Genomic DNA, 22,295 nt, shown 5'->3' on the forward strand with positions numbered 1-22,295 from the left:
GTGAGCGGCGTGACGCCGCATGCCAGGTCGAAGCGCCATGGGGCGAGGGGCCGCCCCCCTTTCCGGCCTTTCGAGCTAGACTTGCTTAACGCAAGCCAGTGGTGGGTTCGAAAGGAGGCCGATGTGACAACAGCGCCACAGGTGCCCGTTCCCTGCCCGATCGGCCGCGCCGTCGGTCTGCTGGGCGAGCGGTGGACGCTGCTCATCCTGCGTAACGCCAACCTGGGCACCACCCGCTTCGACGCCTTCCGCGCAGAGCTCGGCGTCGCCGACAACATCCTGTCCAACAGGCTCGCCCGGCTGGTCGAGGCCGGACTGCTCGCGCGGGTGCCGTACCGCGACGGGGGGCGCACCCGGCAGGAGTACCGGCTCACGACCGCGGGGGCCGAGGTACTGCCGGTGCTGCACGCTCTGGCCGTCTGGGGCGAGGAGCACACCGAGCCGGCCGAGCCGACCGGCTCGATGCAGGTGATCCACCAGCGGTGCGGCCAGGTCACGACCCCGGGCAGGGTGTGTGACGGCTGCGGCGAGCTCGTCCTGCGCGAGGAGGAGGCGTGGGTACGCCCCTGGCTCTCCCCCGACCCGATCATCCTTGCCAGCCCGGTCGCTACCGGCACCTGACCCCCGGGCGCCCGCCGGACCGGCGGCGGCTCCGTGTCATGGACGGGTCAAGGGCCGCCGTGCTGAACGCGCACGTGATCGCCACCGTGCTGCGGCCCCTGGTGGCCGTCGCGTTCATCATCGGCCCTCCCGGCCGTCAGAGGGCGGGATGCTGGTTGCGGACCGGGCTCAGCGACTCCAACAGCGAGGCGATGTACAGGATCGTCGACTCTGAGTGCCAGTTGGCCGCCAGCTGCACAGCGATCGGCATGCCGTCGCTGCTCGTGCCGAACCGCATGGACAGGGCCGGGAGCCCGGTCAGGTTGAACGGGACGGTCGCCGACATCACATGGAAAGCGTTCACCGTCCGGCCGTCGACGGTGAACTGTGTAAGCCCGTGCGCGTGCGCGGGGATCGACGTCACCGGGAGCAGCAGCGCGTCGTACCGCTGGAAGTACTCCGCGAAACCGTCCCGAAGCCGCTCGATGCCCTGCTCGGCCAGGACGTAGTCCTCCACGGACGTGTCGGGTACGGCGAGCATGGACGTGGAGTACGTGAACATCTGGTCCTCGTGACCGGCGGTGATTTCCCGGAACGCCGGTTTCATCTCCATGACGTGCTGCCGGGTGAAGAGTTCGAGAGGGTTGTCACGCTCAAGAGCCGGGATCCCCACGGCCTCGACCCGGACCCCCGCCCCCCGCAGGGCGTCGGCGGCCTCTTGCACAGTTGCCGCGATCTCTGCGTCGATCGGACCGAGTCCCGAGTCGACCAGCCAGCCAACGCGGACGGGCCGGTCCGGCGAGGCACCCAGGCCGGCGTCGAACTCGCGCGGAACGGTGGCGAAGCCGTCGGCGCCGTCAGGACCGGCCAGTATCGAATACGCCAGTGCGAGGTCGCGGATGGTGCGGGCCATGGGACCGACGTGCCAGTCACGACGCGGCTCCCGTGGCCAGACCCCCGTCATCGGGATGCGCCCGTGCGTCGGCTTGAGGCCCGCGATACCGGTGTCGGCCGCCGGTCCGCGCACCGAGATGGACAGGTCGCTTGCGATACCCAGCGGCGACATCCCTGCCGCGATCGCCGCGGACTCCCCGCCGCTCGAACCGCCGGAGCTGCGGTCGAGGTCCCAGGGGTTGTTCGTCCGGCCCGTCAGAAGGTTGTCGGACTCGATCCAGTACGCGAATTCCGGGAGATTGGTCTTCGCCAGGAGGATCGCACCGGCCCCCTTCATGCGCGCCACGCTGGTGGCGTCCGTGTCCGGGATACGCCCCGCGAAGATCGGCGAACCGCGCTGGGTGAGCACCCCGGCGGTGTCGAACGAGTCCTTGACCGTGAAGGGCACGCCGTGGAGCGGCCCCACCTCCGCGCCCGCCGCGAGCTCCTCGTCCGCCGCCCTCGCGGCGTCCAGCGCACCGTCGGCAAGCGTGACGACGGCGTTGATCCTCGAATCGGCGGCTTCGATGCGCTCCAGGTGCGCCTGAACCACCTCAACGGAGGAAGCCCTCCTCGTGCGGATCAGCTCGGCGAGCTCGGTCGCGTCGCAGTGGTTGAGATCAGTGCTCACGATGGATCCCCTTTTACTGGAAACAGACAGCACCGCCCGGTGCCGGTGCGCCGCAGGCAGCGGCGGCTCGTCAGATGCGGAGGACCTGGCGCGTGCCCGCCATGGCGCGGTCGAGCCGGCCGGGGCTGCAATGGATGCGCAGGAGAGTTGACGTGCTAGTTCCGTACGCCTCACAGCCTGACAAGGTGACTCTCATGGATTCGTACCGTAACCGTATGTGTCGGCTCTTGATCGAGATGAGAGGGTCACTCCATGATCGTTTACTTCTATCCCTTCGGTCTCGGTGCCTTCGAGCCTGTTGAGGTCCAGGTAGGGGTCTGTCCAGTAAACGGCGTGCGCCGTGAGGCGCTGTGATTTGAGTGGAGGTGGAAGACCTTCGCCTTCGGCCTGTCGTAGCAGGCCGGTGAAGCTGGGGGCAGCCTGGTCCGGGTGATGCCGGGGAGGGCGGGAGCAGCCCTGACAAAGCCGGGACGTGCCAGTACTGCCAGATGGTGCGGGTCCGGTGAGCATGATGAAGAGGAGTACGAGAGGAACCGACGTCGTTAAGTCCCTTCACTGGACGCCTGCTCGAACCTGGCGGATCTGGGCAGGACGCGGTGCGCACCTGTCGGCCGAAGGCCGGTGGGGAACTCCTGGGCCGGTTTGCCGATGCCGACCGGGAGGGAGCAATGATCGAAACCTGTGGATCTGCCGGGGAGGGGTGTACCTTCCCGGATCATCCGATGATGGTTTCGAGATAAGGCCGACGTTGGCGCGTCGGTCGGGAAGGCACACCCGTGCCGCTCACCGTAGTGCCCGAACCGCCCGCTGACGACAGCTCATCGACGGCCGCCGCCTCCTCGTTGATCGATGAGATCGTCCGTGAGGGCGCCCGTAAGATGCTGGCCGCCGCGTTGCAGGCCGAGGTGGACGCCTACATCGCCGCCTTCGCTGACGAGCGCGATGCGGCCGGTCGCCGTCTGGTGGTGCGTAACGGCTCCCATCAGCCGCGCGAGATCCTCACCGCGGCCGGCGCGATCGAGGTCACGGCCCCGCGCGTCAACGACAAGCGCATCGACGAGCAGACGGGTGAGCGTCAGCGGTTCTCCTCATCGATCCTGCCGGCCTGGGCGCGTAAGACCCCGCAGGTCAGCGAGGTGTTGCCGCTGTTGTACCTGCACGGCCTGTCCTCGGGCGATTTCATCCCCGCGCTGGGCCAATTCCTCGGCTCGACCGCGGGCCTGTCCGCGCCGGTGATCACTCGTCTGACCGAGACCTGGAAGGGCGAGCAGCGCGCGTTTGCCGCCCGCGACCTGTCCGGCGCCGACTACGTCTACCTGTGGGTCGACGGCATCCACGTCAACATCCGGCTGGAGGAGCACAAGCTGTGCCTGCTGGTGATGATCGGGGTGCGCGCTGATGGCCGCAAGGAACTCGTCGCGCTGAGCGACGGCTATCGGGAGTCGGCTGAGTCGTGGGCCGATCTGCTGCGCGATGCCAAAAGGCGCGGGATGCGGGCGCCGGTGCTGGCGATGGGGGACGGTGCGCTGGGGTTCTGGTCCGCGCTTCGGGAGGTGTTTCCGCAGGCCAGAGAGCAGAGGTGTTGGTTTCACAAGATCGCTAATGTGCTGGGGGCGCTGCCGAAGTCCGCTCACCCCGCAGCGAAGAAGGCCCTGGCCGAGATCTGGAACGCCGAGGACAAAGACCATGCCCAGGCCGCGGTCAAGGGCTTCCAGGCCGCCTACGGCGCCAAGTATCCCAAGGCCGTGACCAAGGTGGTCGACGACCTCGAGGAGCTGCTCGCCTTCTATGACTTCCCGGCCGAGCACTGGGTGCACCTACGCACGACCAACCCGATCGAGTCGACCTTCGCCACCGTCCGGCACCGCACCAAGGTCACCAAGGGGCCCGGCTCACGCGCTGCCGGGCTGGCCATGGCGTTCAAGCTGATCGAGTCCGCCCAGGCCCGCTGGCGCGCGGTCAACGCCCCTCATCTGGTCGCGCTGGTCCGCGCCGGGGCGACCTTCACCGGCGGCAAGCTCGTCGAACGACCCGACGACCACGTCCCATCCGCAGCCGCTTAAAAGATCTTGATCCACAGGTATTGACGATTGCTCCCGGGAGGCCATGGGGAAGGTCTGCGGCGTACTCATGGCGATGCCGCAGGGACAAAGTCGGGCTCCTACTTCGTCGAGCGAATCACGGTGAACACGGGAACCACTCGGTCGCAGCTCCAGGTCACGGGCATCCAGCCTGTCGGCCGGGATAGGCACATCGACCGCTGAACGGGCCGGGTGGGGCGGAGCCGCCGTAGTAGTCCGGGGCCGGGAGAGCCGGTCACATGGCGAAGGGCGGCAGCGGATTCGAGAAGAGAGGAGGCTGTAATGCCGAAAGACGCGCTGCCGAATGGCAGCGCCAGCGTCCTGGCCCCGGTGGGGTCGTGGTCGCGGGTATCGGAGATGCAGGCCAAACTTCACCGTTGGGCGGCGGCTGATCCTGGCCGTCGGTTCGACGACCTGTTCAACTTCGTGCATGACCCGGTCACGCTGCTCGTGGCATTCGATCGGGTTGCGGACAACCGCGGGGCACGCACTCCCGGCGTGGACGGCCTAACAGTCACCGACGTCGAGGAGCGCATCGGTGTTCCGGGGTTCCTGGACGACCTGCGAACCTCCCTGAAGGATGGTTCGTTCCGGCCTTTGCCGGTGCGGGAACGTAAGATCCCCAAACCGGGTGGGTCAGGAAAGGTCCGCGCCCTCGGGATTCCGACGGTGAGCGACCGGGTCGTGCAGGCAGCGCTGAAACTCGTGCTGGAACCGATCTTCGAGGCCGGCTTCGAGCCGGTCTCCTATGGGTTCCGGCCCAACCGGCGTGCTCAGGATGCGATCGCTGAGATCCATCATTTCGGCACCCGAGGCTATCGGTGGGTGCTGGATGCGGACATCGAGGCGTGCTTCGACCGGATCGACCACACGGCCCTGATGGATCGGGTGCGTTCCCGGGTGAAGGACAAACGCATTCTGGCGCTGGTCAAAGCGTTCTTGAAAGCCGGGATCTTGACCGAGCTCGGTGAGAACAAGAGCACCACGACCGGGACGCCGCAGGGTGGCATCCTGTCTCCGCTGCTGGCCAACATCGCCTTGTCGGTGCTCGATGAGTATCTGATGGAGCCGTGGAAGAGCAGCGGGTCGATGTCGAGTGAGGGCAGGCGCGGATACCGCCGCCGCAAGGGTCTGCCGACATGGCGGCTGGTCCGCTATGCCGACGACTTCGTCGTCTTGGTCCATGGGACCGAGCACGACACGCAGGTGGTGCGCGAGGACGTCGCGAAAGTGCTGAAACCGATCGGGCTGCGGCTGTCACCGGCCAAGACCCAGATCGCGCATCTGAGCGATGGGTTCGACTTTCTGGGGTTCCGCATCCGGTGGCGCCGCAAGAGGGGAACCGATAAGTGGCACGTCTATACCTTCATCGCCGACCGGCCCATCCGGTCGTTGAAGGCCAAGATCCGTGCCCTGACCCATAGGAAGTCACAACAAGACCTGGGATCCGTGCTGATCAGGCTCAACCAGATCATGCGCGGCTGGGCCAACTACTTCAAGCATGCCGTGGCCAAGGACCGGTTCTCCGCACTTCACCAGTTCGTGTGGTGGAGGCTGATCCGGATGCTGCAGGTCCGGCACCGCTGGAGTTGGAAGGACGTCCGACGTCATTTCACCACCCCAACCGGGAGGTGGCTGCCCATCACGGCGACGGGCGGGACCGAGTTGTTCGACATCGCCAAGGTGGCGGTGACCCGCTACCGCTGGCGGAGCAACAACATCCCCAATCCCTGGAATTCACCCATATGACGGCAGAGTCCGTGGAGAGCCCGTTGCGTTGAAAGGCGCACGGCGGGTTCGGCGAGCGGCTTGAGGAGACGGGTTCAGAGAAATCCGAGCACCGCGCCTCAAGCCGACTCGACTCTGTCGCAGATTCGGTGGTGACGGAACGTCTCATTGCGCCACGCTGAGTCATTGAGGTGCCCAGCGGATTCCGGACAGTCGGCTACATAAGCTGACAGAAGTCTGGAAGAGGTAGGTACGTGACAAGGCGCCGCAGGCAGTTCTCACCTGAGTTCAAGGACGAAGCCATTCGCATGGTGCTGGAGGACGATCGCACGGTCGCGGCGGTAGCGCGCGAGTTCGACATCAACGCCAGCACCCTGGGCAGCTGGGTGAACCGGCACCGGATCACGAGCGCGCAGGACGAGCAGCAGCCGGTCTCCGGGCCGCAGCGGGCGCGAATCCGGGAGCTGGAGCGGGAGAACGCCGAGCTGCGTGAGAAGTTGATCTTCCTGAAAAAAGCGGCCGCCTTCTTCGCGGCCGAGAGTCGATGACGCTCGCCAAGTACGAGCTCATCGACGCGGAGAAGGCTCACCATGCGATCGCCAGGATGTGTACCTGGCTGGGCGTGTCCCGCTCGGGCTTCTACGAGTGGCGTGAGCGGCCGACCTCGGCCACCGCGCAACGCCGGACCCTGCTGGCCGCTTTGGTCGCCGAGATCTTCGCCGACTCACACGAGACCTACGGCTACCGGCGCGTCCACGCCGCCCTGTTGCGCCGCGGCGAGCACTGCTCGGCCGAGCTGGTCCGCGCCCTGATGCGCGAGCAAGGCCTCGTTCCGGCTCAAGCACGCGCTTTCCGGCCGGTCACCACCGCAGCAGGCGACTTTCGCGGCATCCCCGACCTGGTCGGCCGCGACTTCACCGCCACCCAGCCGGGCACCAAGCTGGTCGGCGACATCACCTACATCCCCACCTGGGAAGGCTTCCTCTACCTGGCCACCGTGATCGACTGCCACAGCAAGGCGGTCCTCGGCTGGGCCATGGCCGACCACTACCGCACCGAGCTGATCAAAGACGCGGTCCGGATGGCGGTCGGCACCGGCCTGATCGAACCCGATGCGGTCTTCCACTCCGACCGCGGCTCGAATTACACCTCTGAGGAGTTCGGCCGCTTCCTGACCGGTCTGCAGATCCGCCGCTCGGTCGGCCGCACCGGGGTCTGCTACGACAACGCGATGGCCGAGTCGTTCTTCGGCGCGCTCAAGAACGAATGGCTGCACCGCTTCGTCTTCACCACCCGGGTCAAGGCAAGACGGCAGGTCATCCGCTACATCGAAGGGTTCTATAACCGCCGGCGTCTGCACTCGGCGCTCGGCTACCGGCCGCCCCTGGAGGTACTCAACGAGTCCCTTTCAGCCCAACCAGCCGCATAGGCTACGCCCATAAGACGGCTGTCCGGAATCACCGTGGCCCCTCACATGCATAGTGTCGAGGAACTCGTGAATGTGATGTTTTCGGGGTTATCGCCGCTGATCGTGGAGGACGTGGCGGATAAGGGCGAGCAGCTCCAGGTGCGGGCACGTACCCCGGAGGGACCGGTCTCCTGCTCGAAGTGCGGCGCCGAGACAGCACGGGCGCACGGCTATCACGACAGGACCGTTGCCGATGCCCCGGTCGACGCCCGCCACGTGCTCGTGGTGGTGCGAATTCGCCGCCTGGTCCGCCCGACACGCGGCTGCCGCCAGACCTTCCGCGAACAGCTGCCCGGCGTGCTGGAACGCTACCAACGCCGCACACCCCGCCTGGTCTGCCAGATCGGCGCTGTGGTCCGCGAACTGGCCGGACGTGCCGGCGAGCGGGTCTTATCCGCGCTGGCCGTTCGCCTGTCGCGGCATACCGCCCTGTGCCTCCTGCTGCGCCTGTCCCTGCCACCGCCACGCGTACCTCGGGTGTTGGGGGTGGATGACTTCGCCCTGCGCCGACGCCACCGCTAAGCCACCGTGCTGATCGACGCCGAGACCCGCCGGCGCATCGACGTCTTGGCCGACCGCACCGCCGACACGCTGGAAGCCTGGCTGCGCGCCCATCCCGGAGTGAAGATCGTGTGCCGAGACGGCTCGGGCGCCTACGCCGAAGCCATCCGCCGCGCGCTGCCACACGCCATCCAGGTTGGTGACCGCTGGCACCTATGGCACAACCTCGGCCAGGCCGTCGCCAAGGCGGTCGCCGCGCACAGTGCCTGCTGGGCCAAGGCCGGACCGCCACTGCAGGACGGCCAGCGCGTGCAGAGCACCCGCGAGCGCTGGCACCAGGTCCACGACCTGCTCGGCAAGGGCGTCGGCCTGCTGGAATGCGCGCGCCGGCTGAACCTGTCCCTGGGCACCGTTAAACGCTACGCGCGCGTGCCCGAACCGCAGCGTCTGCACCGCGCCCCGCAGTACCGGCCCACCCTCGTCGACCCCTACCGCGACCGCCTCAAACGCCGCCGCGCCGAAGACCCCGCCGTCCCCGTCCTGCACCTGTTCACCGAGATCAAAGCCCTCGGCTACCAGGGCAGCTTCAACCTGCTCTACCGCTACATCACCCAAGGCCGAGTCGAAGGTGACCGCCCGCCCATCTCACCACGTCGGCTGGCCCGGCTCCTGCTGACGCGGCCCGACAACCTTAAGGATGAGCATCGGTGTCTGCTGGACGACCTCACCGCCACCTGCCCCGAGATGATCGACCTGGCCGGGCTCGTCCGTGGCTTCGCCGACCTGATGCGGCCGCGCGAAGGCAACGCCGACCGCCTCGATGAGTGGATCGCCACCGCCCGGGCCGCCGATCTCCCTCATCTACACGCCTTCAGCCGCGGCCTCGACCAGGACCACGACGCCGTCCGTGCAGCCGTCACCTTGCCCTATCACAACGGCGGCACCGAAGGCGTGAACACCAAGACCAAGCGCATCATGCGCCAGATGCACGGCCGCGCCGGCTTCAAACTGCTCCGCCACCGCATCCTCTTGGCCTAACGCTCCGTCACCACCGAATCTGCGACAGAGCCGAAAACCGTACAGTCCCCTGACTGGGATCGCGCTGGACAACGGCGACGCCGACGAGACCTTCGCGATCGGTTTCGAGAGCGAGGATTCGCCGGCGGCCAGGACTGCCGAGGTGGCCGCCGCGGAAACCCCGTACTCGATCACTCCCCGGTACGCCGAGGTCGCCAACAGCTACCAGGCGCTGAACACCATCATTGACCAGGTGCTCGATCTGGACGGGACGATCCCGTCGGGAACCGCGCTGTTCGCCACGCAGGTCTGGCCCGAGCGCAACCTGGTCGTGGTGCAGTCCACCGATGCCTCCGCGGGGCTGCGTAGGGCGCTGGCGGACCGGTATGGCACGTACAACGTCGCCATCTGGTTGCGTTCGGAGAGTGACCGTCCGCGCCTGAACGTTCGGACGAAGTCCTCCGCCTCCGTCTCCGCCGCCGCGGACAGCCGGCAGAATGACACGGGAAAGCTCAACGGCGGTTCCAAGTTCGTTTCCTATAAGTCTGATCTCACCGAAGCCGGGGCGTGTACGACCGCATTCGCTATGGGGAGCGCGGCCGACAACCTCGTGGTGAGCGCCGGGCACTGCGCTGAGGGAGACGGGCGACTCTGGGACGCCGGCGTCATCGAATGGACGAACTGGCGGGACGGTCAAGGAACGATCAAACGGCCGAACCAGCCGACCTACTACGGCGACGTGTCCCTGATGCGGACGGGATTCGGCCAGGTCACAAGCCCCACCATCTTCATCGGCGGTAGGGACTCATCCGTCAAGGAATGGGTGGGCGGGCGGTTCTCGGTCCGCGCTCGGGAAGGCGACCAGTACTGCATCGGCGGCGCCAGCCCGAATCCCGAATCCAACGGCCAGATCTGCCGCTTCAAGGTCACCGACATCGCCTGGAAGGTCGACTATACAGACCCGAAAACCAGGGAACACGACGGCACGGTGCGGTGGGTTCAGGTCGGCAAGAAAACCGGCACGTGCCCGGTCGCCGGTGATTCAGGCGCGCCGGTCTACACTTTCCGCCAGAGTGATGGATACGTGGTGGCCAAGGGCATCTTCAGCGGCGGAGCAGGCGATGACAAGCCTGTCCAGTCCACCTGCGTGACTTACTTCACTGACTTCCATGACGTGATGAAGGCCGTCGGCAAGGACATCTACAAGAAATGAATCCCCTGGGCCCGTCCTTCCTGTGGCGCATGTGCTGCCTCCTGGTGTTGGCCGTCGCGATTTCCATGGCGGTCTCCATACGGGAGTCTCGGCCGGCTGAACCACCCTTCAATGGGTGGATCGACACGGTCGAGGTGGAAGGACGGGTCCTCATCCTGCGTGCGGTCAGTGGGATGAACTCCACGGAATGCCTTAAGGCTGACGAAGCTGAAGCGGCCGAGTTCGAGACGAGCGTGCGGGTCCGGGTAGTGCTTCGCGATGTCTGCCCGCGACGTGAACGCACGCTGCTTGAGAAGTGGCGGGACGAGTTGTGGCCGCGTCCTTCCATCGGTACCGGCGGGGTCATCTCTGTGCCCGTCACGCTCGACCGGCCCTTGGGGCGCCGGAAGGTCTTCGACGAGGAGGGCCGCGAGATCCGGGTCTGCCCGATCACGGGATCGCGATTGAAGACCATGCAACAGTGCCTGAAGTAGGGTGTGGGTGCCGAATACCCTGTCATGTCATGTGACCTGCTGGTATTCGTGGATGAATCCTCCGACTCGGTCGCGCCGGAAGATGCGTAACTGTACAAGATGGCGTTCACGATTTCTCGCAGGTCGTGCACACGCGCTGCCGTACCCGGCCCGCGCCGGGCCGCTCGCCAGGCCGTCAAGGTCGGTTCGATCAACGCCCACCGGGCGTCGGACAAGTCGCTGCGGTAGGCGCGCCGGGAAGCCATGCGATGGTCAACGACCGAACCGTCGCTCCGATATGGACAGATCATTCCGCAACAAGATCAGATGCCCTCTAAGCCTAAGAAGTAGATGGACTCGGCTGTCTGCAGGCCCGCGAGGACCTCGGGCACCACCCATCCCATGTCGCCGTAGATGCGGGCAGCACCTTGTGCGGGCCGTCGGCCGGTGTGGCGGCGCTGCGATCGGTGCGGTAGCCGAAGAAGGCGACGTTCCTGCCGTCTGCGACGCTGATCACGGCAACGGTGCGGCCGCCCGCGGAAAGGGTGCCGGTGGTTCCCTCCGCGATGTCCGCTGGCCGCTTGTCGAGCATGTAGACGGCGACCATGTGGTCAAGGTCGAGGCGATAGTCCTCTTCGGGGCCGAATGCCAGCGCGCGGGTGGCCGAATGCAGGCCGTCGGCACCGATGAGCAGATCGGCGTGCTCGATGCTGCCGTCGCTGAGGGTGACGTGCACCGCCCGCTCATCGTGGTTGACGGCATCGATGGTGGTGGCGAAGCGGATCTCGGTCGTGTCGCGGACCGCCTCATACAAGACGGTCTTTACGTCACCGCGCAGGATGTTCATCGACCGGTTGCCCATGGTGGCCGCGATGGTTTCGCGGGTCAGGGAGAAGCCCCGCTGCCCATTGGCCTTGTGATAGATGTGGGCCACCCCGAGTTAGTTGGAGGCTCCGATACCTGGAAGGGTGAGGAGTTATGGCACCACCGAGGAAGTATGCCCCTGAGCTGCGGGAACGCGCTGTCCGTATGGTTTTCGAGCTGCGTGCGGCCGGTGAGGGGGCGGGCGTGCTGGCCCGGGTCGCAGACCAGCTCGGGGTGCACCGCGAGGCGCTACGGACCTGGGTGCGCCAGGCCGAGGTCGATGGCGGGAAGCGCCCGGGGACATCGACTTCTGACGCCCAGCGGATCACCGAACTCGAGCGTGAGAATCGCGAGTTGCGGCGGGCGAACGAGATCCTGAAGGCCGCCTCGGCGTATTTCGCCCGGGAACTCGATCCCAGACTGCCGCGCTAGTCGAGTTCATCGATACCCATCGCGAACGGTTCGGTGTGGAGCCGATCTGTGCCGTGCTGGAGTTCGCGCCGTCCACGTACTGGGCGGCGAAGAAACGGGAGTCGAATCCGTCGGCTCGTGCGGTCCGGGACGAAGAGGTGAAAAAGGAGATCCTGAAAGTGTGGAACGGCCCGGGACGTGGCCTATATGGGGCGCGGAAGGTGTGGGGCCAGCTCAACCGCCAGGGCGTCACGGTCGCCCGGTGCACGGTCGAGCGGCTGATGCGCGAGCTGGGCCTGTGCGGGGCGACCTGGTCGCGCAAACGGCCCCGGACCACCGTCCCCGGCGCCGATCGACCCGGTGACCTGCTGGAACGCAACTTCACCGCGGGCCGGCCGGACCTGCGATGGGTCGCGGACATCACCTATGTCGCCACCGCCTCCGGCTGGGTGTACACCGCGTTCGTCCAGGACCTGTACTCCCGTCGGATCGTCGGCTGGCAGGTCGCCGACCACCTGGGCACCGATCTGGCACTCGACGCCCTGGAAATGGCGATCTGGGCGCGTGGAGGCGTCATCGATGACCTTGTTCACCATTCCGATAGAGGCGTTCAATATACTTCTATCCGCTACGCCGAACGGCTCGACCAGGTCGGTGCGGCTCGTTCTGTGGGCAGCAAAGGCGATTCGTATGACAATGCCGCTGCGGAGTCGCTCAACAGTCTCTACAAGAAGGAGATAATCGAGTTCCATGGCGGCTGGAAAGGCGTCATGGATGTGACGATTTCCACCATGGAATGGGTTGCCTGGTATAATTCTGAAAGGCTACATTCTTACTGCGGGAACGTTCCTCCGGCCGAGTACGAGGAGACGTTCCACCGATCAACCGCCGACGGCGGCCTGGCGATCGAGAACCAAGCGATCTAGCCTCCAACTTCACCGGGGCGGCCCAGATGAGCTCCTTGGTGATGAAGGCCTTGTCCTTGAGCGCGGGCAAGATGCCCATCCGCTCGGCAGCGTTGTAGCCGATGCCGCCGAAGGCAACCCCGTAACCGCCGCCGCGACGCTGGGACGCGCGTTCGATGATGAGGCTTTCCCAACCGATCTGGCGCAACCGCAGGGCGGCGGCCAGGCCGGCGATGCCTGCTCCGATGATGATGACGCGCATGAGACTCCTTAGCTGGGTGGTGATCTGGGGTGGCGTCAGAGCCGGTCGAGAACGTGCAGCTCTTTGACAGGATCGAGCCAGGTATCTGGCGACGGCGCGTCGAAGCGCGATATGGGATCTCCTTCGGCCTGCAGCCAGGCCCAGGTGTCGGCGATCGTGTCCCGCAACGGGCGGCAGGTCAGTCCTGCGGCGAAGACGGCGGTGACGTCGGCGTCGTGCAGGCCGGTCGGCGCGGGGTCATGCGGGAATCGGAGCCCGAACTCCATACCCAGCGGCAAGCCCTCCGCCTCCAGCAGCTCCGCGGGCGCCCACACCAGTTCGGTGTTGAACCCGGTCACCTTCAGCGCCGTCTCCAGCAGTTCTCCGATCGTGACGGCACCGGGGCGGCCGGTCACGGTGAAGGCGCCACCGATGCCACGATCGGCGGCGGTGAGCATCCAGGCGGCCATGTCGCGGGCGTCGACCACGTCGGCCGCCTTCGCCGACGTCACCGCGGAGCTGTGCCGCGATCTGGGGGTCGGCCGGCTCGCCGCGGTGGTGGGCATCTCGGCGGGCGGGCGCACCGCCCTGGCCATGGCGGCACGTCATCCGCACCTGGTGGAGCGGTTGATCTTGCAAAGTGCGGTCGGGTTCCTGCCCTGGCCGGACCGGCGCACCCGCCTGGGGGGCCGGCTGGTATTCAACGCCGGCATCGAGGCGGCCACCTGGGCCGCCGTCCACCTGCTGATGCGCATTGCACCGCAGGCAGGGTTGCGACTGCTGCTACGCGACTTGTCCACCCTGCCCATCCGCCACGTCGTGGCCGGCCTGAGCGAGCACGACCGGGCCGAACTCCTCGCACTGTTCGGGCTCATGCGCTCAGGCAGCGGTTTTCTCAACGACATGCTGGTTGTGCCCGACTGCGCCGCCCAGGTTGGCCAGCCCGCCCTGATCATCGCCAGCCGCACGGACCGCTCGGTTCCCTTCGCCCACGCCGAATCCCTCGCCACGGCCCTGCCCTGGGCCGAACTGGTGGCAAGCCAGGCCGATGGCCACATGATCTGGTTCGGATCCGACTACCCCGCGATCGCCGGCAAGATCAAGGATTCCTCGCCACGGGTTGAGCATTCGCCCGATCCTTCCGGCCCGCGGCGGCATACTTCGCCCTGGCAGGCTGGGGCGCGAGCGTCAGCCGATGATCGCTCGCTTCCCCGAGAGTGCGCGGCGGCCGGGGAAGACCAGCCCCCGTCGGCGGCGGCCCGCCAGTCGGTTCTCTCCACGCGCCGAGGCGACCATTGCGCCCCAAACGAGTGATCTTCATCACCTACTAACCTCTCGGGGAGCGCCAAAAGAGACACCACGCGCTTCGAAGAGAGCGACACGGGCTGTTCGCTTCGCCCGCTTCCAAAGAGACGTGACCTGCGAGGGACACAGATTTTGCCGTGACAAGATGCCATCTCTGCGGATCGAGCACGTCCGAAAGGAGCCTCAGCCGGACGGACCGTACGGCGGAGCGCCAGTATCAAGGCCGCAGGATTGGGTGCGGTGGTCAGTGGCGGCGGGCTGTGACGATCCAGGCACGCGAGTCGAAGTACACACCGCTGTCGGTGTTGTGGGCGGCGAGGGTGGCGCGTAGCCGCGTGCGTGCGTGCTCGGCTGTCGCGGTGTCGAGGTGGGCAAGCAGGTCTTCGTATTCCCGCAGGCGGAGCACGTTGTCGAAGGCGGTGGCGGTGTCCGGACCGTAGAAGACGGGCTCGCGCACGTCGGTGAAGCCGACCTGCGTGAAGCCTGCCGCCGCCAGGATGCCTTGCGTGACGGTCGGATCGGCGAGTGAGAACGGGCCCGGACCGCCGGTGGGAGGGGCGGGTGCGGCCGTTGCGGCGGTGAGGCTCCGGCGGATCGCGGAGGCCCATTCATTGCGGTCGCGATCCTGCCAGACCAGCAGCACGAGGCGCGCTCCGGGGCGCAGAGCGCGCCCGATATTGGTGAACGCGGCGACCGGGTCGGCGAAGAACATCGCCCCGAACCTGCTGATACAAAGGTCGAAATGCGTCGATGGGAAGCGGTGAACCTGAGCGTCCGCCTGCTGGTAGGCGATGTTGGGCAGTCCCTGGTCGTCACTGAGCTGACGGGCCCGTTCGAGCATCGGCGCGGAGAGATCGACGCCTACCACGCTGCCGGTGACGGCGGCGCGGGCGGCCTCGCGCGTGGACTGCCCCGTACCACAGCCGATGTCGAGCACACGGTCGCGCGAGCCGACGCGGGCAGCGGCACGGAAGAGTTCGTTGTGCAGCCGCAACTCTGCGTCGTAGTCGAACAGGTCCGTCTTCCTGGTCCCGTGCTCACCCACGGCCGGCGCGGAGTTCGGCCGCATCCGGGTACCCTCCTGGTTGGACATCACCGTCACCGGATCCTCTCGATACCGATTCGACACGTTGGTGCCCGGCGGGCCGGCCGCCGCCGAGGAACGGTTCACTGCTCGGCCCTCGTGGCAGACGCGGTAGCCGCGGTAGCCGCGTAGCCCGCCAACATGTCCGCCACCTCTTCGGGACGGCTGAGCGCGACGCAGTGGCCGCCCGCGATCTCGTCGGGGACGGTACCCAGGCGCTCGGGCACCAGCCGGCGAAAGAAGTCGGGCGGGAAGAAGCGGTCCTCGCCGCAGAGCACGAACCTCGTCGGCACGTTCGGCCACGCGTCCAACGGCCACGGAGCGGCCGATGCGGCCCTGGACGGATGGCCGCGCTCCTTGCCCATCGCCTCCTCGGCCAGCTCCCGCGGTACGTCGTGGTAGAAGCTCACGAATGGATCCGCGCTGCCGGTCAAACCGCCGTCGCGCCTGGCCTGCTCCTCCACCGCGCTCTGGAAGCCGGTGTTGGCCCACCACTCATCCGGCGACTCACCCGGCGACGGGATCATGCCGGCCAGGAGGACCAGCACATCGACGGGCAGCCGATCGGCGACCAACGGGGCGGTGAACGCACCGAACGAGTGGCCCACGACGACCAGGTCCTGCCTGTCACCGACGGCCTCGACCACGGCGTCGGCGTAGTCCGTCAGGGTCTTCGACTCGTCGTCACCCGGAAGGTCGGGAGCCAGCACGTCGTGCCCCCGCGCCCGGAGCTCGGCCTCCACCAGGTGCCAGGACCATCCGACGTCTCCTCCGCCGTGGATCAACACGAATGTGCTCATTGGACTCTCCCCTGATCGGTGGAACCCGGATTTATCAGGCGGAACTCGGAGCGCTCGACCATGATCCGGATCGCGAGGCAGGTCGAGCCCCAGACGACGTAGACGATCGCCAGGGTGGCCCCGACGAGCAGGAGAGGGCTTCGATCTTTTGCCGGTGCAACGGTGGTCGCTGTCATGCCAGCCACGCTAGGAGCCGAGCACCATCGTGAAAAGCGATTGTTTCCGATCAATTCGATCGCTAAAAGCGATGGCCGGGCGTACGGTGGAACCCGTGACCGATCTCGAACTGAGGCACCTGGCCGCCATGGCCGCTGTCGCCGAGGAAGGCTCGTTCGGCCGGGCGGCGGCCCGCCTCGGCTACACCCAGTCGACCGTGAGCCAGCAGATCGCCGCGTTGGAGAGGTCTGTCGGCGGCCCGGTGTTCGATCGACCGGGTGGGCCCAGACCGGTGCGGATCACACCGCTCGGCGCCGTCGTCCTCGAGCACGGACGCGAGCTGCTGGCGAAGGCGGCGGCCCTGGCCGAGGCCGTGGACCGGTTCCAGGCCGGCGACGGCCGGATCGACATCGGCACCTTCCAGAGCGTATCCACGGTGATCTTGCCGGTCGTCGTACGTCGGCTGCGCGACGAGCACCCAGGCTGCGACATCCGGCTGTCCGAGGAAGAGCCGGAGGCGCCTCAGATCGGCGATCTCGACCTGCTGTTCTACGACGGCCCCCTCAACGGCGACGTCGAGCATGTCAAGCTGCTCGACGATCCGTACCTGCTGGTGGCCGGTCGCGGCACCTTCTCCGAGCATTCCGTCCCGCTGGAACGGCTCGACGGCGCACCGCTGGTGGCCTGGCCGTCGACCTGCGACCAGCCCAGGATGGAGGAGGCGTTAACCCGCGCCGGCGCGAACCCGAAGATCGTCTTCCGTACGGCAGGCAACGAGACGCTGCTGTCGATGGTGCGCGCCGGGATGGGATCGGCGGTGCTGCCGTGGCTCGCCATCCACGCTGCCGACGCCCAGTCCGACGACCGGCTCCGCGTCCACGAGCTGCGACCGGCCATTCCCCCACGCGAGATCTGCCTGCACTGGCGAGCCGGCCGTACCCACTCCCCCTTGGCGGCCCGAGCGATCGAGATCGCCATTGAAGTCGCGTCCGACCTGGCCGACGAGCCGGCCCTGAAACAGGGGTGCTGTCAACGAACGTGTCACCCGCCCCGAACGAGCAAGAAGCCGTAGGTCAACGGGGTGTCATGGAGAGCGTGACGGCTCAGGGCGCTCACCCTCTCCAGGAGAGCCGTCGCCTGGTCTGAGCGACCAACCGGGTCGTCCCGGTAGCACGCTCGTCAACGGCACCCCGTGGTGTGGGCGTCCTTCGCAACGGCGGCGTACCGGATCGACTTTTCGGTTCCACCTGGCCGCCGGACGGCGGTTCGATGCCCGCGCTCCGGCATCGAACCGCCGACCAGGCGCTCCCCGTTCGTCCCGGCCGCTCAGATCGGCTCAGATCGGCTCAGGTCGGCGACATGAGCCGAGGTCAGATCCGGGTCATGTTGGATTCGTATCCGCCTCCGCCGGGGTAGACCCAGGCGCCGGTGACGGTGGTGCCGTCGGCGCTGAACATGCCTTCGTAGTAGGCGGGGCTGCCCTTCGCGCCGCCCCAGATGATCAACTTGTCGCCGGTCAGCTCGTACACGTAGTCGAGGGTGTTCCCGGTCGAGTCGTAGAAGCGCGACATCACGTCCGTGCCGGCCGGCTCGCCGAACGGGCGCAGGTTTCCGATCACTTCCAGACCGGTGACAGGCTGGCCGAACTGGGTGAGGTCGACATGCTGGAGCAGGAAGAATCCGCCGGGCATCCACTCGTACCGCACGGTTCCCTCAGCGCCGCCGGTGATCGCCCAGGTGCCGACCAGGCGATCCAGGGCCTTCACATCGGCGCTCGGCTGGTAGGTCTCCGTCATCTCGGACATCTCATTCTCCTTGTGGTTTCGGTGACCGCTTGCCGGTACCTCGGAGCCCGCTTACGCGCTTCGACACGATCCGGGTGTGTTTCAGATCACATCGCGGCCGCGTCGAGAGCCCGGATCCGGCTCCGAGGTAGCGGCAGGAACCCACCCCTCAAGGAGGAAGTCATGGCCACCACCGCAGCCACCACCCCGGCCGCCACCGGCGTCCCCGCCGTCCGCCGTTCGACCGGCCACCTGCTGCTCGCCGGCGCTCTGGCCGGGCCGGTGTTCTTCACCTCGGCGACCGTCCAGATGCTCACCCGCGAGGGTTTCGACATCACCCGCCATCCGATCAGCCAGCTCTCCACCGGAGACCTCGGCTGGATCCAGATCGCCACGTTCGTCCTCGCCGGCCTGGGCGCCCTGGCACTGACCGGCGGCATCAGGCGCACCGTCACCGAGGGGATCGGCCGGCGGGCGCTGCCCATCCTCGTCGGGATCTTCGGGGCCGGGATGATCGCCGCGGGCGTGTTCATCATGGACCCGGAAAACGGCTTTCCCGCCGGAACTCCCGACGGGCCGGTGGCTCAGATGTCCTGGCACAGCATCACGCACTCGGCCGCGGCCGCCGTCTCCTTCACCGCGCTGGCCGTCGCCGCCATCGTGCTGGCCGTCCGATGCGCCCGCCGCCGGGCCGTGCCGGCGGCCATCGGCAGCGGCGCCGCCGGACTCGTCCTGCTGGTGCCCATGTCGCCCGATCACATGAGCATCCAGATCGCCGTCAACGGCCTGGTCGCCTTCACCTGGACGACCGTCCTGGCCCTGTCCCTGCGCCGCTCCGCCTGACCTCGCGTACGCTTTCCCGAACGTTCGAAAGAGGATCCACCATGAAGTACTTACTGCTCAGCCACACCCCGGCCGCGGCCTGGGACGCCGCGACCGCTGACACCCCGTCGGAGGAGGCGCTGGCGGCGTTCGCCGCCTACCAGAAGTTCGAGCGGGAACTGATCGCCACCGGCGAGTTCGTCAGCAGCGAGGGCCTCGGCCACCCCGCGGTCGCCACCACGGTCCGCAAGACCGCTGACGGCGTGGTGGCGACCGACGGGCCGTTCGCCGAACTGAAGGAGGTCCTGGCCAGCTTCGCCGTCATCGACGTGGCCAGCCAGGAACGAGCCGTGGAGATCGTCTCGCGGATCGTCGAGGTGCTGGGTGAGCCGATCGAGATCCGGCCGATCATGGGTGAGGACTTCACGGCGTGACCGACCATGCCGAACCGGCGGCCGGCAGGGCGGCGGGAAAGGCGCACGCGAGCATGAACGCCGACATCGAGCACCTGCTGCGGGTCGAGGCGCCACAGGTGCTCGGTGCGCTGGTGCGGCGTTTCGGCCGCTTCGACGTCGCCGAGGACGCGGTACAGGAGGCACTGCTCACCGCGAGCCGCATCTGGCCGGCCGACGGCGTGCCGGACAACCCACGCAGCTGGCTGATTCGCATCGGCTATCGACGGATGGTCGACCTGCTCCGCGCCGACCAGTCCCGGCGCCGACGTGAGCAGGAGGCCGGCGTCGCCGAGCTGGCCATGCGGGAACCGGACCGCCGGCCGGGCACCGCACGGGAGACCGACGACAGCCTCGCCCTGCTGCTGCTCTGCTGCCACCCGGCGCTGAGCGCCACCTCCCAGGTGGCGCTCACGCTGCGGGCCGTGGGCGGCCTCACGACCGCCGAGATCGCGCATGCCCACGGAACCCCGGAGAACACCATGGGCACCCGGATCAGCCGCGCCAAGCAGCGGCTGGCCCGCGCCGGCGCCCGCTTCACCCCGCCGACCGACACCGACCGCGAAAGCCGGATGGCCGCCGCGATGCAGGTGCTCTACCTGATCTTCAACGAGGGATACACCGCCTCCACCGGCGACTGGCTCGCCCGCATCGACCTGACCAGCGAGGCCATCCGGCTGACCCGCATGCTCCACGCCTCCGTGCCCGCCGACGTCGAGGTCACCGGCCTGCTCGCGCTGATGCTGCTCACCGAGGCCCGTCGTCCCGCCCGCACCAGCGGCCACGACGAGCTGGTGCCCTTGGACGAGCAGGACCGGACGCGATGGGACCGCGACCTCATCCGCGAGGGCACCGAGCTGATCGACAGCGTCTGGGACCGCCGCGAGGTCGGCCCCTACCAGCTGCAGGCGGCGATCGCGGCCGTGCACGCCGCGGCGACCTCGCCGCAGCAGACCGACTGGCCGCAGATCGCGGCGCTCTACCTGTGGCTCGAACGGCTCAACCCCATCCCGCCGGTACGGCTGAGCCGGGTGGTGGCCGTGGCCAAAGCGTACGGGCCGGTTCGAGGACTGGCCCTGCTCGACGACCTCAACCGCCGCTTCCAGCTCGGCCAGGACCCGCTGATCCGGCAGCGTGAACGCGCGGTGCGCGCCCACCTGCTCCAGATGACCGGCGACGCGGCCGACGCGGCGAGACTGTACCGTGAGGCGGCTTCCCTGACCGGCAACCTGGTCGAGCAGCGATATCTGCTCGACCAGGCCGACCGTCTGGGCTGAGAACGCGGGCGTGGTGCGCTCCCACCGGTACCCCCGGCTCGCGCGGCGCCCGCCCATGGATCTCACACGACGTCCCGCGATGGCCGGTGCCGATGGCGTACCGGCCCACCGACGGTAGGGCGTCGTAGGCTCCACAACATGCACAGCACGCTGACGGAGCACGCCCGGTGTCTCTACGGAGACGAGTACCGACCCACGCCGAAGTGCGACCTCGAACACCGAGAGCACTACTTCGTCGAGGAGCTGACCTTCGCCGGCGCGGATTCGATCCTCGCCATGCTGCGTGAGCTATGCCCGCACGTAGTTGACGGCCTTCTGCCGGTCTGGGTACGCAACCTGTCCTATCGGCTGGTGCTTTTGCAGCGGCCGAACGAACCGGCGCTGATGCGAGAAGCCGCCGAGAACCTGTGGCTGCACGGACCGGACTGGGACGACATCGCAACAGACCTGACAAGGCAAGCAGACGCCCTGGGAACGGATTGATCACGCATATGACAACGGACACTTCCTCGTCCTGGGAGCTCCGGGCGCGGGCCGCATCGGTGAGACCGACACCCTGGAGGAGGCGTTCGCGCTGATCGCGGCGGACCTGCCGCCGGACGCCGGGCCTGCCGTACGGGGACCGGGCGGCCGGTAGGCCTCAGCAAACACCTGGGCGTCCATGGCGCTACAGCTTCGTCCTGCCCGACCTGCCCCCGGTGCGATCCGCGAGCTGCGCGACCCCGGCGCGGCCGTCGGCGACGAAGACGACACGTGACCTATCGAGGGGTCCCCAGCGGACAGTGCTCACCGGTGGTACTGCCGGGAGGTGCCGGTTGCCGCGAGCCTGACATCCCGGGGTGCTGTGTCGTCGAACCGGTGACAAGCCAAGGTTCCACACCGATGGGAAGTGATGGGTAGCGATGTCTGCGCACCGCGAGGTAGACGAAGCCAAGATCAAGCAGCAGGTCGAGAAGATCGTCGAAGGAATCCGCGCCAAGGATCTCAAGGGCCTGAGGCGGCTTTACGCGACAGACGTCGTCTCCTTCGACGTCGAGCCGCCGCTGCAGCACGTAGGGATAGAGGCGAAGACGGCGAACTGGACGAAGGTGTTCACGCTCTTCCAGGATGTGAACTATGAGCTTCGCGACCTGACACTCACCGTGGGCGATGACGTGGCATTCGGCCACGGCTTCGGTCGGCTCAGCGGCACGTTGAAGAACGGGACGGCGACGAGTGGCATGTGGGTCCGGGCCACGTTCTGCTTCCGGAAGACCGACGACCATTGGCTGATCGCGCACGACCAGGTCTCTGTGCCGTTCGACATCGCAAGCGGCAAGGGCGTGGCCGACCTCGAGCCCTGACGAGTCGTCGACGTTCGGGGGCGTCGCGGGCGCTGCCGCCGTCAAGCCGCCGGGCTGGTTTCGCAGGCCAGGGGCGCGGCGGTGCCGGCGGTGACGCCCCCGTCCGTGCTGACCAGGGCGTCACCGGCCGAGCGGGTCCGGGCGGGTGCTGAGGGGTTCGTTGGCGTCCTGCCATTGCCGGCACGATGAGACCTGGCCGCGGGACCGGAGTGCCCGGCGCCGATGTA

Annotated in this window: 22 protein-coding genes, 3 pseudogenes and 1 other annotated feature; of the genes and pseudogenes, 16 read left to right on the plus strand and 9 right to left on the minus strand. The window is 67.5% G+C overall.

From position 1 onward, the window contains the following. Window positions 1-123 precede the first annotated feature (123 nt). Window positions 124-621 carry a winged helix-turn-helix transcriptional regulator gene (locus J2853_RS14150; RefSeq protein ID WP_307558026.1) on the plus strand — a complete coding sequence of 166 codons (498 nt, stop codon included), beginning with the start codon at window positions 124-126 and terminating at the stop codon, window positions 619-621. A 136-nt stretch (window positions 622-757) separates the two neighbouring features. Here the strand turns inward: J2853_RS14150 and J2853_RS14155 are convergent, their stop codons facing one another. Further along, window positions 758-2,164, minus strand: coding sequence for an amidase (locus tag J2853_RS14155; RefSeq protein ID WP_307558028.1), 1,407 nt, complete (start codon window positions 2,162-2,164; stop codon window positions 758-760). A gap of 791 nt (window positions 2,165-2,955) precedes the next feature. Between J2853_RS14155 and J2853_RS14160 the strand changes: the two genes are divergently transcribed. The 6 genes and pseudogenes from J2853_RS14160 (at window position 2,956) to J2853_RS14185 (ending at window position 10,645) form a co-directional block, all read left to right on the plus strand. Then, the gene (locus J2853_RS14160; protein ID WP_307568683.1) at window positions 2,956-4,227 is read left to right on the plus strand and encodes an IS256 family transposase; all 1,272 of its coding nucleotides are present in this window, start codon (window positions 2,956-2,958) and stop codon (window positions 4,225-4,227) included. A 300-nt stretch (window positions 4,228-4,527) separates the two neighbouring features. Then, entirely contained in the window at window positions 4,528-5,994 is a 1,467-nt protein-coding gene (ltrA, locus tag J2853_RS14165) for a group II intron reverse transcriptase/maturase (RefSeq protein ID WP_307558030.1), read from the plus strand. Between the two features lie 233 nt (window positions 5,995-6,227). Then, window positions 6,228-7,402 (plus strand): IS3 family transposase gene (locus tag J2853_RS14170; protein WP_307558032.1). Its coding sequence is split into 2 segments (ribosomal slippage): window positions 6,228-6,489 and window positions 6,489-7,402, totalling 1,176 coding nucleotides; the frame shifts between segments, so codons are not numbered across the junction. Window positions 7,403-7,447: 45 nt separating this feature from the next. Continuing rightward, window positions 7,448-8,980 (plus strand): annotated as a pseudogene (locus J2853_RS14175) (ISL3 family transposase). Between the two features lie 142 nt (window positions 8,981-9,122). After that, the gene (locus J2853_RS14180; protein ID WP_307558034.1) at window positions 9,123-10,172 is read left to right on the plus strand and encodes a chymotrypsin family serine protease; all 1,050 of its coding nucleotides are present in this window, start codon (window positions 9,123-9,125) and stop codon (window positions 10,170-10,172) included. Continuing rightward, window positions 10,169-10,645, plus strand: a complete 477-nt coding sequence (locus J2853_RS14185) for a hypothetical protein (protein WP_307569052.1) — start codon at window positions 10,169-10,171, stop codon at window positions 10,643-10,645. The genes J2853_RS14180 and J2853_RS14185 overlap by 4 nt, the downstream gene beginning before the upstream one ends. 92 nt (window positions 10,646-10,737) lie before the next feature. Here the strand turns inward: J2853_RS14185 and J2853_RS14190 are convergent. Next, window positions 10,738-10,890 (minus strand): annotated as a pseudogene (locus tag J2853_RS14190) (transposase); the annotation flags it as partial. Between the two features lie 74 nt (window positions 10,891-10,964). Further along, window positions 10,965-11,558: an FAD-dependent monooxygenase gene (locus J2853_RS14195; protein ID WP_307558036.1), complete on the minus strand. Its 594-nt coding sequence runs from the start codon at window positions 11,556-11,558 to the stop codon at window positions 10,965-10,967. Window positions 11,559-11,602: 44 nt separating this feature from the next. On the opposite strand from J2853_RS14195, the gene J2853_RS14200 reads away from it, so the two are divergent. Next, window positions 11,603-12,825 (plus strand): IS3 family transposase gene (locus J2853_RS14200; RefSeq protein WP_307558038.1). Its coding sequence is split into 2 segments (ribosomal slippage): window positions 11,603-11,885 and window positions 11,885-12,825, totalling 1,224 coding nucleotides; the frame shifts between segments, so codons are not numbered across the junction. Next, window positions 11,878-11,991 (plus strand) — a sequence feature (AL1L pseudoknot). Its footprint overlaps the gene before it by 114 nt. Before the next feature lie 100 nt (window positions 12,826-12,925). Here the strand turns inward: J2853_RS14200 and J2853_RS14205 are convergent. Further along, window positions 12,926-13,066, minus strand: a pseudogene (locus tag J2853_RS14205) (FAD-binding protein); the annotation flags it as partial. A 35-nt stretch (window positions 13,067-13,101) separates the two neighbouring features. Beyond that, the gene (locus tag J2853_RS14210; RefSeq protein ID WP_307558040.1) at window positions 13,102-13,533 is read right to left on the minus strand and encodes a Rossmann-fold NAD(P)-binding domain-containing protein; all 432 of its coding nucleotides are present in this window, start codon (window positions 13,531-13,533) and stop codon (window positions 13,102-13,104) included. Between J2853_RS14210 and J2853_RS14215 the strand changes: the two genes are divergently transcribed. Further along, the gene (locus tag J2853_RS14215) at window positions 13,496-14,359 is read left to right on the plus strand and encodes an alpha/beta hydrolase (RefSeq protein ID WP_307558042.1); all 864 of its coding nucleotides are present in this window, start codon (window positions 13,496-13,498) and stop codon (window positions 14,357-14,359) included. The genes J2853_RS14210 and J2853_RS14215 overlap by 38 nt on opposite strands. Before the next feature lie 235 nt (window positions 14,360-14,594). Here the strand turns inward: J2853_RS14215 and J2853_RS14220 are convergent, their stop codons facing one another. The 3 genes from J2853_RS14220 to J2853_RS14230 form a co-directional block, all read right to left on the minus strand. Beyond that, entirely contained in the window at window positions 14,595-15,443 is an 849-nt protein-coding gene (locus J2853_RS14220; protein WP_307558044.1) for a class I SAM-dependent methyltransferase, read from the minus strand. A gap of 74 nt (window positions 15,444-15,517) precedes the next feature. Next, the gene (locus tag J2853_RS14225; protein WP_307558046.1) at window positions 15,518-16,234 is read right to left on the minus strand and encodes an alpha/beta hydrolase; all 717 of its coding nucleotides are present in this window, start codon (window positions 16,232-16,234) and stop codon (window positions 15,518-15,520) included. After that, window positions 16,231-16,410 (minus strand): hypothetical protein, encoded by a 180-nt coding sequence (locus J2853_RS14230; protein ID WP_307558048.1) that lies wholly within the window; start codon window positions 16,408-16,410, stop codon window positions 16,231-16,233. Before J2853_RS14230 ends, J2853_RS14225 begins: the two co-directional genes overlap by 4 nt. A 95-nt stretch (window positions 16,411-16,505) precedes the next feature. Between J2853_RS14230 and J2853_RS14235 the strand changes: the two genes are divergently transcribed. Next, window positions 16,506-17,462, plus strand: coding sequence for a LysR family transcriptional regulator (locus tag J2853_RS14235; RefSeq protein WP_307558050.1), 957 nt, complete (start codon window positions 16,506-16,508; stop codon window positions 17,460-17,462). A 298-nt stretch (window positions 17,463-17,760) separates the two neighbouring features. On the opposite strand, the gene J2853_RS14240 is transcribed toward J2853_RS14235, so the two are convergent. Next, window positions 17,761-18,195, minus strand: coding sequence for a hypothetical protein (locus tag J2853_RS14240; RefSeq protein WP_307558052.1), 435 nt, complete (start codon window positions 18,193-18,195; stop codon window positions 17,761-17,763). 162 nt (window positions 18,196-18,357) lie between these two features. Between J2853_RS14240 and J2853_RS14245 the strand changes: the two genes are divergently transcribed. The 6 genes from J2853_RS14245 to J2853_RS14265 all read left to right on the plus strand — a co-directional run bounded on the left by J2853_RS14245 (window position 18,358) and on the right by J2853_RS14265 (window position 22,068). Next, window positions 18,358-19,017 (plus strand): DUF998 domain-containing protein, encoded by a 660-nt coding sequence (locus J2853_RS14245; protein WP_307558054.1) that lies wholly within the window; start codon window positions 18,358-18,360, stop codon window positions 19,015-19,017. Window positions 19,018-19,058: 41 nt separating this feature from the next. Then, window positions 19,059-19,430, plus strand: coding sequence for a YciI family protein (locus J2853_RS14250; RefSeq protein ID WP_307558056.1), 372 nt, complete (start codon window positions 19,059-19,061; stop codon window positions 19,428-19,430). Beyond that, the gene (locus J2853_RS14255; RefSeq protein WP_370879259.1) at window positions 19,427-20,725 is read left to right on the plus strand and encodes an RNA polymerase sigma factor; all 1,299 of its coding nucleotides are present in this window, start codon (window positions 19,427-19,429) and stop codon (window positions 20,723-20,725) included. The genes J2853_RS14250 and J2853_RS14255 overlap by 4 nt, the downstream gene beginning before the upstream one ends. Window positions 20,726-20,863: 138 nt before the next feature. Further along, window positions 20,864-21,208 carry a hypothetical protein gene (locus J2853_RS14260; protein ID WP_307558058.1) on the plus strand — a complete coding sequence of 115 codons (345 nt, stop codon included), beginning with the start codon at window positions 20,864-20,866 and terminating at the stop codon, window positions 21,206-21,208. 55 nt (window positions 21,209-21,263) lie between these two features. Next, complete coding sequence (locus tag J2853_RS47895) at window positions 21,264-21,362, plus strand: DUF6193 family natural product biosynthesis protein (RefSeq protein WP_370879528.1); 99 nt, start codon at window positions 21,264-21,266, stop codon at window positions 21,360-21,362. A gap of 265 nt (window positions 21,363-21,627) precedes the next feature. Then, window positions 21,628-22,068, plus strand: a complete 441-nt coding sequence (locus tag J2853_RS14265) for a YybH family protein (protein ID WP_307558060.1) — start codon at window positions 21,628-21,630, stop codon at window positions 22,066-22,068. Window positions 22,069-22,295: the final 227 nt, after the last annotated feature.

This window comes from Streptosporangium lutulentum, assembly GCF_030811455.1.
GTDB lineage: Bacteria > Actinomycetota > Actinomycetes > Streptosporangiales > Streptosporangiaceae > Streptosporangium > Streptosporangium lutulentum.